The sequence below is a fragment of the Hungatella sp. SL.1.14 genome (assembly GCF_024460495.1).
GTDB lineage: Bacteria > Bacillota > Clostridia > Lachnospirales > Lachnospiraceae > Hungatella > Hungatella hathewayi.
In genome coordinates this window covers 92,787-105,197 of sequence record NZ_JANFYJ010000002.1, presented here as the reverse complement: position 1 = coordinate 105,197, position 12,411 = coordinate 92,787, and the positions used below count along the sequence as shown (strand labels likewise).

General features: G+C 52.3%; 13 protein-coding genes. 2 read left to right on the top strand and 11 right to left on the bottom strand.

What is annotated here, in order from left to right; translation table 11 throughout:
* Positions 1 to 47 precede the first annotated feature (47 nt).
* Both NE473_RS02745 and NE473_RS02740 read left to right on the top strand, forming a co-directional pair.
* Entirely contained in the window at positions 48 to 224 is a 177-nt protein-coding gene (locus NE473_RS02745; protein ID WP_172682263.1) for a hypothetical protein, read from the top strand.
* 169 nt (positions 225 to 393) lie between these two features.
* Positions 394 to 1,668: a peptidoglycan-binding protein gene (locus NE473_RS02740; RefSeq protein WP_006773068.1), complete on the top strand. Its 1,275-nt coding sequence runs from the start codon at positions 394 to 396 to the stop codon at positions 1,666 to 1,668.
* 115 nt (positions 1,669 to 1,783) lie between these two features.
* Here NE473_RS02740 and NE473_RS02735 read toward each other — a convergent pair whose 3' ends face one another.
* The 11 genes from NE473_RS02735 to NE473_RS02685 form a co-directional block, all read right to left on the bottom strand.
* The gene (locus tag NE473_RS02735) at positions 1,784 to 2,680 is read right to left on the bottom strand and encodes a DUF368 domain-containing protein (protein ID WP_006773067.1); all 897 of its coding nucleotides are present in this window, start codon (positions 2,678 to 2,680) and stop codon (positions 1,784 to 1,786) included.
* A gap of 75 nt (positions 2,681 to 2,755) precedes the next feature.
* Positions 2,756 to 3,523, bottom strand: coding sequence for an HAD family hydrolase (locus NE473_RS02730; protein ID WP_341465604.1), 768 nt, complete (start codon positions 3,521 to 3,523; stop codon positions 2,756 to 2,758).
* 109 nt (positions 3,524 to 3,632) lie between these two features.
* The gene (locus tag NE473_RS02725) at positions 3,633 to 4,271 is read right to left on the bottom strand and encodes a cytidylate kinase-like family protein (protein ID WP_022033059.1); all 639 of its coding nucleotides are present in this window, start codon (positions 4,269 to 4,271) and stop codon (positions 3,633 to 3,635) included.
* Between the two features lie 196 nt (positions 4,272 to 4,467).
* Positions 4,468 to 5,250 (bottom strand): N-acetylmuramoyl-L-alanine amidase, encoded by a 783-nt coding sequence (locus NE473_RS02720; protein WP_022033060.1) that lies wholly within the window; start codon positions 5,248 to 5,250, stop codon positions 4,468 to 4,470.
* A gap of 89 nt (positions 5,251 to 5,339) precedes the next feature.
* On the bottom strand, positions 5,340 to 5,786 hold the full coding sequence (locus NE473_RS02715) for an Lrp/AsnC family transcriptional regulator (protein ID WP_022033061.1): 447 nt from the start codon (positions 5,784 to 5,786) through the stop codon (positions 5,340 to 5,342).
* A gap of 294 nt (positions 5,787 to 6,080) precedes the next feature.
* A complete protein-coding gene (locus NE473_RS02710) occupies positions 6,081 to 7,310 on the bottom strand; it encodes an LL-diaminopimelate aminotransferase (RefSeq protein WP_055650316.1) in 1,230 nt (409 codons plus the stop codon).
* Positions 7,311 to 7,331: 21 nt separating this feature from the next.
* Entirely contained in the window at positions 7,332 to 8,141 is an 810-nt protein-coding gene (gene dapF, locus NE473_RS02705) for a diaminopimelate epimerase (RefSeq protein WP_055650317.1), read from the bottom strand.
* A gap of 11 nt (positions 8,142 to 8,152) precedes the next feature.
* Complete coding sequence (locus NE473_RS02700; protein ID WP_055650318.1) at positions 8,153 to 8,701, bottom strand: ANTAR domain-containing response regulator; 549 nt, start codon at positions 8,699 to 8,701, stop codon at positions 8,153 to 8,155.
* 45 nt (positions 8,702 to 8,746) lie between these two features.
* A complete protein-coding gene (gene glnA, locus NE473_RS02695; protein WP_055650319.1) occupies positions 8,747 to 10,084 on the bottom strand; it encodes a type I glutamate--ammonia ligase in 1,338 nt (445 codons plus the stop codon).
* A 189-nt stretch (positions 10,085 to 10,273) separates the two neighbouring features.
* On the bottom strand, positions 10,274 to 12,160 hold the full coding sequence (locus NE473_RS02690) for a heavy metal translocating P-type ATPase (protein ID WP_055650320.1): 1,887 nt from the start codon (positions 12,158 to 12,160) through the stop codon (positions 10,274 to 10,276).
* A 14-nt stretch (positions 12,161 to 12,174) separates the two neighbouring features.
* Positions 12,175 to 12,399: a cation transporter gene (locus tag NE473_RS02685; RefSeq protein ID WP_006773054.1), complete on the bottom strand. Its 225-nt coding sequence runs from the start codon at positions 12,397 to 12,399 to the stop codon at positions 12,175 to 12,177.
* Positions 12,400 to 12,411: the final 12 nt, after the last annotated feature.

Sequence of the window (12,411 nt, the reverse complement as noted above, 5' to 3'; positions counted from 1 at the left end):
GAATAATCCGGCGTAAATCTGCAGAGACTATTTGCGAGGTGATGTTCATGATAGATAACAGTGAAATGCCCATCGGCTTTACGATGGAACTGGCACAGCATTCCGACATTCTGACCCGCTTTGCACAGCTTCCGGAATCCAGACGGAAAGAGGTCACAGACGGAGCCAGAAACGTTGAAAGCCGGAATGAAATGCGTAACTACGTAGAATCCATGTTCCGGTAAACCGGCCGGAAATTCGGAATCCCTACAGTCAGCCGGGATTCCCGGTCTGCGGCGCCTGCCCCCCTCTCAGCAGAAAAATTCTACGCCGCAGCCCGTTTTCCGAAAAACCGGAACATTTGGGAGACAGCCGTCATATACTGTCAGTAATCATCCAATAAAGGGGCAATCTATGAGAAAATATATGACCGCTGCCGCACTGGAACCTACTGATACCGGCTCTCTCCAGGTAAACGTAGTTTCTGCCGAAAACAATTTTCCTATCCGCGATGCCGAAGTTTCCATCGCCTACAAAGGAGATCCTGAAAGTACTGTAGAATCGACGAACACCAATTCTTCCGGCCAGACCGGGGAAATCCGCTTAGCCGCTCCTCCGCTGGAATACAGCCTGTCGCCCGGCTTAACCCAGCCCTATTCCGAATATACCATCACCATCCGGGCGCAGGGCTTTGCGGAAGTCGCCATCTCCGGAACGGAAATTCTGCCGGACGCTCTCGCGATCCAGCCGGTACGCATGACACCACTGGCCGACGAGACATCACCGGACACCCCCATCGTCATACCGGACCACACGCTCTATGGATACTATCCTCCTAAAATTGCTGAAGCTGAAGTAAAGCCGGTGGCTGAAACCGGTGAGATCGTCTTAAGCCGCGTGGTGGTTCCTCAGACCGTCGTGGTACATGACGGAGTCCCAACCGACTCTACCGCCCCCAATTACTACGTTCCATACCGGGACTATATCAAGAATGTAGCCTCCAGTGAAATCTACGCCACATGGCCCCGCTCCTCTATAACAGCAAACGTTCTGGCCATTATGAGCTTCACGCTGAACCGCGTCTATACGGAGTGGTACCGCAACCAGGGCTACGATTTCACCATCACTTCCTCCACAGCCTATGACCATAAATGGATTTACGGCAGAAACATCTTCCAGTCCATCTCTGAAGTTGTGGATGAAATCTTCGACAACTACTTATCGCGTCCCGAGGTCAAACAGCCGATTCTGACCCAGTACTGTGACGGCAACCGCGTATCCTGTCAGCACAAGGGCTGGATGACCCAGTGGGGCTCCGCCGATCTGGGTGAGCGCGGATACAGCCCCATTGAAATTCTGCGCTATTTCTACGGGGACGACATGTATATCAACACGGCAGAGCAGATTTCCGGAATTCCCGCTTCCTGGCCCGGCTACGATTTAACCATCGGTTCCAGCGGCCAGAAGGTACAGCAGGTGCAGGAACAGCTGGATGCCATTGCCACTGTATACAGCGCTATCCCGCATATCACACCGGATGGAATCTACGGACCGGCAACAGCGGCAGCCGTACGGGAATTCCAGTCCATCTTCGGCCTTCCGGTGACGGGAGTCATCGATTTCCGCACCTGGTATAAGATTTCCCATATCTATGTGGGAATCACAAGAATCGCTGAGTTAAATCCATAATCGGATTCTATGGGAACGCACCCATAGTAAAACGAAAAACTGATGCATCGTCTGCCCGGCAGAACGAATGCATCAGTTTTTTGTTTCCTATTGCTATGAGTGATCTGTTCTCCGCTCACCCTTCTCCGCCGCATCGGACTGCCGCCACATATCCCAGCAGACACAGGGAGATCCCTCCCAGCAGCTGATAGAGTTCGATCCGGCTCCAGGCCACATCCCACAGAATCACCACCGGCGAAGAAAATACCAGACCGATGATGACGCAGTACATCTGGCGCTCGTGATTGACCAGCAAATGTTCCACGATTTTCGCAAACAGAAAGATTCCGAGGCCCAGCCCTGTAAAATAAGGAAGCAGAACCAGTCCGTCGGATAAAAGCGCCGGAAAATCAAACGCGGCCGCAGCCCTGATACAGCCGTTCGTCGTCTGCAGCAGCGGTTCGTACACTCCGATCATCATCATAATCATGGATCCGCTCACTCCCGGTACCACCATGGTTCCCGCAGCCAGTATGCCTACCAGGAACATGGAGATAATCCAGAACCGGCCGGAGGAGAGATACTCTGCTCCGGTCTTAACCGTCCCAGCACCGCCATGGGAGCCTGAGGCGATGGACATTCCGCCTGCCACGGTGATAAAGATCACCACAGCGGCTGTAACGCAGATCGTCATCACGCCGCGCCTCCTCTCCCCCGGCTCCTTCGTCTTCTCAAACAGAGCCGGAAGGCCGCCTCCGATGAGTCCGATAAACGCCAGCTTCGTCTGCAAAGGGAACGTCCCGAATAAGTATTCGAATACCAGGGACAGGCTGATGATGCCAGCCACGGCCCCCAGACCGTAGGGAAACAGCGTTCTTATGCTCTCCACCGGTTCCTTAAAAAGCCGGTTCACCGCATGGATGATCGTGTCGTACACGCCCATGGATATGGCCAGCATCCCTCCGCTGATACCGGGAAGGATGTTGGCAATTCCTATGACCACGCCTTTCAGCAATTCACCGATATACTCCAAATGATTCCTCCTTGTATTAATCCACGCCCGGCAGCTTCCCAGAATACGGCTGCCGTCAAGGTTGTATATCGTATTTTATGCTTCCTTCACCACTTCTAATACCTCTTTCACTCTGGCAATATGATAATCTGCCAGACTCTGGTCAAAATTGTAGCGGTTATCGATCACCGCCGCGATCTTCATCCCGGCTCTGCTGGCCGCTGTAATCCCGATGGTGGAGTCCTCCACCGCCAGACACTCTTCCGTCCTTACGCCCAGCCGGGATGCTGTATACTGGTAGATTTCAGGGTCCGGTTTGCTCCGCTTAAACTGGCTGCCGCTGACCACCACCTCAAAATATTCCCGGATCTCATTTTCACGAAGGACCCGTTCCACCAAGTCCAGCTGGGTGGAGGAAGCCAGTGCAAGGCGGTATCCCTTTTCCTTCAAAGTTTTTAAAACCTCCGTAACTTCCGGCCGGTAGATCTCTCTGTAGTCCACTTCACTGTAAATATCGCGCCTGCGGCACTCATCTCTAAGTTCCTCCCACGTCTGGCCATTATCGACCGCACGCTCCAGTACCTCCCACGCCTCTTTTTTCGTCGCGCCAACCATTGGATAGAGCTGCTCGATGCGCACGTTCGGGTTTTTCTTCTGCGCAAATTCCAGCTGAAATTCCAGATATTTTCCCTCACTGTCGATGATCACGCCATCCATATCAAAAATTACTGCCTTAACCATGTGTTTCCTCTCTCCTGTCCCTCTTCCTGTATTCCCGGTATTTTCCCGTGCTTTCCGGTGTTTTCCGATCCTTCCATTCCCGGACCCTTTTCGTTCTTCTGCCAGCCCGGATGGCTCTATCATATCACACTCCCCCAGGTTTTCACAATAGATCATTTTCCGTCATATAAAAGCGGCGGGAGCCGTGCACAACAGCAGGCGGCACAGTCCAATCTGACTGTGCCGCCTGTGCTTAAATTTTATAGCCTCTGATCTTTATGTACTCCTCAATCATTCTGACACTTCCCTTAATCCCCGTCGTCGACGTATTGATCAGCAGATCGTAGTTTTCCGGGTCTGCCCAGCCTCTCCCCGTATAATAACGGTAATAATTCCGGCGTTCCTTATCAATCCGCTTCACGTTTTTCCTGACGTCCTCGGGCGCATACAGTTCCTTCTCCCTCACTCTTCTGATTCTCGCATCCATGTCTGCGTAAATGAAGACCCGAACCAGTTCGATATCATCCGCATCCTCCAGCACGTAATCCGCACACCGGCCCACAATGACACAGGACTGCTCCTCTGCCAGCTTCCGGATCACCTCCGACTGAAACCGGAACAGATTGTCCGCCGAGATCAGATCCGATCCGAAGCTTGGCTCTCTCATCTCCGGCGTCATGCCGCTGACGATCCGGTACAGAAGCCGGCTCCCCGCTTTCTCATCCGCCAGGTGAAAGTAACTCTCCTTGATACCGCTCTCGTCGGAATTCATACGCAGAATATTCTTGTCGTAAAAATCAATTCCCAGTTCCTCCGCCAACTTCCGACCGATTTCATTGCCGCCGCTGCCATACTGACGGCCAATGGTAATAATAAGTTTCTTATCTCCCATGTGAATCCCTCCTGTGCATGCGTGACCGTTGATTTGTTGTTTTTCTATCTCTATTATACCACACATTTACGGCCGCGGACACTATTTTCCCGGAATATGCGAGATACCGCCGTGTCATCACGGCTGCTATTCCCCCGGTCCCGGATTCCCAGCCGGGACCATATTCTCTGCAGGAATACGGTCCCGGTCCGGTCTCTTAAGAAACAGCCGGTCTTCTGACGAGAAATGTATTGTATCCATACCGTCTCAGTTCCTGCTCCATGCGCACAGCGTTATCCAGTTCCCGGAAGGCGCCAGCCCGTACCTTGAATAAACCGTCTTCACTGACGATAAAGGCAGGAAATCCCTGGGACCGCAGCGTATTTTGCTGCTGTTCTGCCAGTGAACGGATGCGGTAAGCTCCCGTCTGAATCTGGTAGTACTCCGGCTGCTCTGCCTCGCCTTCCCGAATCGTTGTCAGAATGCCGTTGGCAATGGCCTCTGCAATGGCGTGTAAATTGTCATCAAAGAGCTGATTGTCGGCTTCATTGTCGATAAATCCCACCTCTACCAGAACAGCCGGCATTTCGGTTCTCCGAAGCACCACCAGCCCCGGCCTCTCGATGATGCCCAGGTTGGCAAACCCCGTATTGGCCAGTTCCTCATTGATATTGTTTGCAAGCTGGGCCGGAACTCCCTTATTTTCAAACACGAGGCTCATGACTCCGGAGGCGCTGCCCGGTATCGGCATTGCATTGCGGTGAATTGATACGAAATAGTCCGCTCCCGCCTCATTCGCCATCGTGGCTTTTTCCAAAGGCGTATTATACGTATCGTCGGTTCTTGTATATCTTACATCTACCCCATTCTGCGACAGGATGTTTCCTACCGCCAGCGCCAGCCTCAGGGCGTCGTCCTTTTCCTGTCTCCCTTCAAATTTTGCGCCGGGATCAGCGCCGCCGTGACCGGCATCTATCACTACTATCTTTCTTTCAGCCAAAAGAAAAACTCCTTTCACATACCTCTATATTATAAAGTATGTGAAAAGAGCCCTGAATGTACCACTTTTGATCGATTCCCGCAGGTTCTTCATATCCCGGCCGTCATGACGTCCGCTCCCCTCGGACCGACCGGCGTCGAAAATACGATCTGCGTGTTTGTCTTCCCGTACTTCTGCACTTCACCGATAAAAACGTCCAGCTCCATAGTGCTCTGAAAGGCCACCTTTAACAGCATGGAATAGTCTCCTGTCACACAATTGCATTCCAGCACATTGGGAATCTCCGCCATCCGGGCATAGAATGCGGGCTTTTCTCCCGGCAGAACGTCCAGATTCACAAATGCAATGATGTGGTATCCCAGCTTGACCGGATCCACCGCCGCATGGTATCCGGTAATGATGTCTTCCCGCTCCAGCCTGCCGATTCTGGAAGAAACCGCCGGTGAAGACAGGTATGTATTCTCTGCAATCTTTTTAAGAGAATACCTTGCATTTTCCTGCAGCATCTGCAATATTTTCTTATCGATCTCGTCCATTTTGTTGTTCTCTCCTTCTTTTCAGGCAAATTACGACAGGACACACGTTACGAAGAAATCCCGCAAAATGGATTCTCTGCCTGCGGCGGGCCGCTTTCGCGACATGATTCCTGACCACCGCAGGGTAATCCTGTCCGGAGGGCTTTTTAATACCACGGGAGCACTTTCCTGTGATATTAAAAAAAGCGTCAGCACCACCAGGGTACGAACGCTTTTGTCCTTTTTATTAATAACCATATTCTTTATTTTCTTTTTTCACACCTATCATACCCACTTACAGACCGGTTGTCAACGTTATTTTCTTAAAGAAGGCATATTTTTGATGCGTTCCACGGCTTCCACCGTGTTCTCATATGTGCCGAAGGCCGTTAAACGGAAGTATCCCTCGCCGCTGGGGCCAAATCCGCTTCCAGGAGTTCCCACTACGCCGGCTTCATTTAAAAGGCAGTCGAAGAACTCCCAGGACGTCATTCCATCGGGTACCACGAGCCAGATATAAGGGGCGTTGACACCGCCGTATACCTCGCATCCGGCCTCCTTCAGCCCGTCATAAATCACCTTCGCATTTCTCATATAATAGGCCACCTGCTCCTTTAACTGTGCTCTTCCTTCCGGAGAGTATACGGCCTCACCGGCCTTCTGAACGATATAAGGAGCGCCGTTAAACTTCGTTCCGTGGCGCCTCGCCCACAGAGAATGAAGTGTAACGCCTCCGCGGACCAGATCCTTCGGAATCACGGTAAATCCCAGCCGCACGCCGGTAAAGCCTGCATTTTTCGAGAAGGAGCGGAACTCTATGGCACATGTTCTGGCCCCCGGGATTTCGAAGATGGAGTGCGGGACCGTGTCCTCCGCGATATATGCCTCATAAGCCGCGTCGTAAAGGATCACAGCGCCTGTTCTGTTGGCATAGTCGACCCACACCTTAAGCTGGTCTCTCGTAAGCGTGGTTCCGGTGGGATTGCACGGAACACATAAGTAGATCAGGTCAGGAGTCTCCTTTGGCAGTTCCGGAACGAACTGGTTCTCTGCCGTACACGGCATGTAAATGACTCTGCTCCATTTCCCCGTCTTCTCGTCATACTCCCCTGTCCTTCCGGCCATAACATTGGAGTCCACGTAAACCGGATAGACCGGATCACACACGGCAATTACCGCATCCTCGCTGAAGATTTCCTGGATATTGCCGCAGTCGCATTTCGCACCGTCGGAAACGAAGATTTCATCCGCATCGATCTCACAGCCGCGTGACGCGTAATCGCCTGCCGCAATGGCCTCCCGCAAAAAGCCATAACCCAGATCCGGCGCATAGCCATGAAAGGTTTCCGCGTTTCCCATCTCATCCACGGCATCATGAAGCGCCTTTATGAGAGCCGGCGCGATGGGCTGCGTGACGTCGCCGATTCCAAGACGGATGATCTTCTTATCCGGATTTGCAGCAGTATAGGTATTCACCTTTTTTGCGATGGCCGAAAACAGATAGCTTCCCGGCAGTTTTAAATAGTTGTCATTTACTTTTACCATTGATGTCCTCCTGTAAGCGTATTATAGATTTTCTGGCTGAAACTCCCCCTGAAATACTTCCACGGCCGGTCCTGTCATATACACATGGCCGCTCTCCCGGTCCCAGGTAATCTGTAAGGTTCCCCCCTTTAGCTCCACCTCCACGGTATTCTCCGTCCTGCCGCTTAAGACGGAGGCCACCGCGCTTGCCGTTGCTCCCGTGCCGCAGGCCCACGTCTCTCCGCTTCCGCGCTCCCACACGCGCATGCGGAGATGACTTCTGTCGACCACCTGGATAAACTCGGAATTGGTCCGCTCCGGAAAACGTTCATGTGTCTCAAACGCCGGCCCTATCGCTTCCAGATCCAGGTCGTCAATCTCATCCATATAATAAATGGCATGGGGATTCCCCATGGATATTCCAATAAACTCATAGGACCGGCCGTCGACCACGATCGGCTCCGGCACCTTTCCCGTCACCTCCGGAATTCCCATGTCCACCGTGATAAGCGCTGCTTTTCCGCCCTCGTCCGTGACCTTTAAGTGCTTGATTCCCGCCTTCGTCTCCACATCGAATTCTTTCTTTTCCACAATATGGTGGTCATACACGAATTTCCCCACACAGCGGATTCCATTTCCGCACATCTCACTCTCAGAGCCGTCGGCGTTAAACATCTTCATGCGGCAGTCCGCCTGCCCGGAAGGACAGATCAGAATCAGGCCATCCGAACCGATTCCAAAATGGCGGTCGCTGACTTTCACCGCCAGTTCCTCCGGCCGCTCCACCGTCTCCTCAAAACAATTGATATAAACGTAGTCATTTCCGGTTCCCTGCATCTTTGTAAACTTCATGGTATCCCCCCTTATCTGTTAATCAGGCTCATAATCATCTGCGCGGTCTCCACCATGTTGGTTCCGCTGTCCATACTGCATTTCTGCAGATAGCGGTGGGCATCCGTCTCCGTCATATGGTTTCTGTCCATCAGAAGCTCCTTCGCCTGTTTGATTAATTCCTGCTCCTCCCTGCTCCGCTCCAGGGGCTTCACTCTCTGTTTTTTTCTCCTCCTGACCAGCGATTCCATCATCATTTCCAGAGTACTGACCAGATCGTGCACCTTTAAGGGGAGTCCGAGACAGACCACATCCTCCGGAGCCCTTCCGTTCCAGAGTCCCGGAGATGCGACTAAGAGCATCCGGACCCCGGGCGGCAGGCAGTCATGGAGTTCATCGTACACCATATCCGCAAATCTGCCTCCGCAGACCAGAATCCCGCTCCCCAGTTCATCGGCGCAGTTAATGGCCTGTGCGCCGGAAGTACAGACCGCCGCGACGGCAAAGCCATTTTTCGCAAGAATATTTCTAATATTTTTCGCGTCCTCCGGTTTGGAAAACGCCACAATCACATTGGCCAAGCGCACTCACCTCCAGGGTATCGAATCAGCTGCGAAACAAAACGGTCAATACTTATATAAGTACTCCTTTGTCTCCCAATCCGTTACGTACGCCCGGAACATACGCCATTCGGCCTCCTTGGCTTCCAGGTATTTGGTATAAATATGCTCTCCCAGAACCTTTTTCATAAACTCACTGCTCTTAAATTCCTCGATGGCCTCCCCCAGTGTCTCGGGAAGTCTGGAAATCCCGCGCGCACGGACCTCCTCCGGCGCCATGGTATAAATATTAGTATCCACACTGTCCGGCGGTACCATTCCCTTTTTGATTCCGTCCAGTCCGGCTGCCAGGCAGGCCGCCAGCGCCAGATAAGGATTGACGGAAGGATCCGGGCAGCGAAGCTCGATTCGGGTGCTCTCTCCTCTTGAAGACGGAATTCGGATCAGGGGACTGCGGTTTGCTTTGGCAGACCACGCGATATAGACAGGAGCGTCATATCCCGGCACAAGCCGTTTGTAGGAATTCACCAGCGGATTCGTTAAAATGGTCATTTCCTTCATATGGCTTAAAATTCCGGCCATAAACTGATAGGCAATCCGGCTGAGCCCCAGCTGATCCGTCTCATCCTCAAACAGATTTTTGCCGTTTAAACCGGACAGGGACATATTCAGATGCATCCCCGATCCGTTGACTCCGGCCTTCGGCTTCGGCATAAATGTGGCGTGAAGGCCGTGACGCTTCGCTATGGCTTTTACCGCCATCTTAAACGTCATGACATTGTCGGCCGTCACCAGCCCTTCCGCGTACTCGAAGTCTATCTCATGCTGCCCCGGCGCCATCTCGTGGTGGGAGGCCTCTATCATAAAGCCCATATCCTCCAGGTTGAGCACGATATCCCGGCGCACATTCTCTCCCTGATCGATCGGAGCCACATCGAAGTAGCCGGCTATTTCGTGGGTCTCTGTCGTCGGCCGTCCTTCCTCGTCGGTCTGGAAAATGAAGAATTCACACTCCGGCCCGGCGTTGAAGACAAAGCCCATATCAGACGCTTCCTTCAGCACCCGTCTTAATACATACCGCGGATCCCCCTCAAACGGAGTCTTGTCAGGACGGTAGACATCGCACATCAGCCGCGCCACCTTTCCCTGCTGCGGCCGCCACGGGAATATCTCAAAGGTATCCAGATCCGGATATAAATACATGTCAGATTCCTCAATCCGCACAAAGCCCTCGATGGAGGACCCGTCAAACATACAGCGGTTATCGAGCGCCTTTTTCAGCTGGCTCGATGTAATGGCAACATTTTTCAGCATTCCAAAAATGTCCGTAAACTGAAGCCGGATAAACTCCACGTCCTCCTCTTCCACGATTCGGAAGATATCTTCTTTCCTGTATTTGCTCATAATGGCGTCTCCCTTTCCTCTCTTATTCCTGTGAAACGAAAAAGGGGCGTGATGTGCCAGAACCCCTGACCGGAGCGTTCGCCCCGGTGAAATTCTCTCACATCACCCCCGTTATATGTGTAAAATATAACAGCTTGAAAAAAGTTTGTCAATGTATTTTTATTCATAATCTGGAAGCAAAGTAACCGTTCAGCCTTCAAAAGCCTTATCCCGCGCCTTCTTATAATTCAGCGCCCGGATGGCATTCAAGATCGCCAGTACCGAAACCCCCACATCGGCAAATACCGCCGCCCACATGGTCGCAAAGCCCAGTGCCGTAAGAATCAGTACCAGCACCTTCACACCGATTGCAAATATAATATTCTGTTTCACAATCCGCATGGTCTTTCTGGCAATCACGATGGCGTCCACGAGTCTCGATGGCTCATCTGTCATAATAACCACGTCGGCCGCCTCCACTGCCGCGTCGGAACCGATTCCGCCCATGGCAATGCCGATATCCGCCCTGGCGAGAACCGGGGCATCATTGATCCCGTCGCCGACGAATCCCAGCGTGCTGCCTTCAGGCTTGGCAGTCAGGAGTTCCTCCACCTTTAAAACCTTATCCGCCGGCAGCAGGCCGCCGTATGCTTCATCGAGACTCAGCTTATCCGCAACCGCCCTGCCCACCTCGGGCTTATCTCCGGTCAGCATGATCAGGCGTCTCACACCGGCTCTTCTGAGTCCGTGCAGTGCATCCGGAACATCTTCCCGCACCGTATCAGAGATGATGATGGAGCCGAGGAAAACACCGTCCTCCGCGATATAGAGGGAGGTTCCCATAATCTCCGGCACCTCTGTTATGGTAATTCCCTGTGCCTTCATCAGCCGTTCGTTACCGATATATAAGTCTTTTCTGCCGTTCTCCAGCTCCAGCACGGCATGAATCCCATGTCCGGCAATCTCTTTTGCCGTAACAATCCTGGATTCCTCCACGCGCTTTCCATACGCCTCCTTCACCGATATGGCGATCGGATGATTGGAGTGGAATTCCCCGTAGGCTGCCAGTTCCAGCAGCTGGTCCTTCGTTCCCTCCGCCGGTTTTACCCGGGTTACCTGGAACTTCCCTGTAGTCAGCGTTCCCGTCTTGTCAAACACAACCGTGTCGAGTGATGCCACGGCTTCCAGATAGTTGCTCCCCTTCATCAGGATTCCCTGCCTGGAGGCCGCGCCCAGGCCTCCGAAAAAGCTGAGCGGAACAGAGATAACCAGAGCACACGGGCAGGAAACTACCAGGAAGCTGCACGCACGGTATATCCAGATTCCCCAGTTTCCGCCTGTAAGAAGAGGTGGGATAACGGCAAGAACCAAAGCCAGACAGACCACCACCGGAGTATACACTCTGGCAAATTTCGTGATAAAATTCTCGGCCTTTGCCTTTCTGGAGCTTGCATTTTCCACCAGTTCCAGAATCTTTGCCACTGTGGAGTCATCAAACAGCTTCGTCACCTGCACTTCCAGGAGCCCATTTAAATTGATGGAGCCGCTGATGATCGGATCGCGTTCCTTTACCTCCACCGGCATGGATTCTCCGGTTAAAGCCTTTGTATCGAGACTGGAGCTGCCTTTTACAATCACGCCGTCGAGCGGCACCTTTTCACCCGGTTTTATGATGATCGTGTCTCCGATTTCAACTTCATACGGATCGACCTTCTCCTCTTTTCCATCCCGGACCAGATTTGCATACTCCGGGTTGATATCCATCAGCTCGGTGATGGACTTTCTGGATTTGTTGACCGCATAATCACTGAACAGTTCACCGACCTGGTAAAACAGCATAACCGCAACTGCTTCCTCCAAGGCCCCGCAGCCGATTGCTCCAAAAGTCGCCACTGTCATCAGGAAATTCTCATCAAATACCTGACCATGGAAAATATTGCGCACTGCCTTAAGCGGAATATCATATCCGGCCGACAGATAAGAAATCACAAACGGGATCCAGGCATAAGCCGTACGCCCTTCCATCAGGGCTCCCGCAACCAGAAATACTGCACTGACCGACAGCCTTGCCGCCATCGTTTTCTGTTTCTTCGTCATAGCTGCTCCTTTATTTACCGGAGTACCTTGAATTCTGCTTCCGGTTCTATCTTATATGCAATTTTTCTGCTCTCCTCCACGATCGCATCCGCACGGTCATCCTCTGCTTCTATGGTCAGTCTCTGTGTCATAAAGCTGAGTGCCGCAGACTTCACGCCTGCTAACTTAGATACCTCCGTCTCGATCTTTGAAGCACAGTTGGCACAGCATAAACCTTCTAATTTAATAATCTTTCTCATACCTTATTCTCT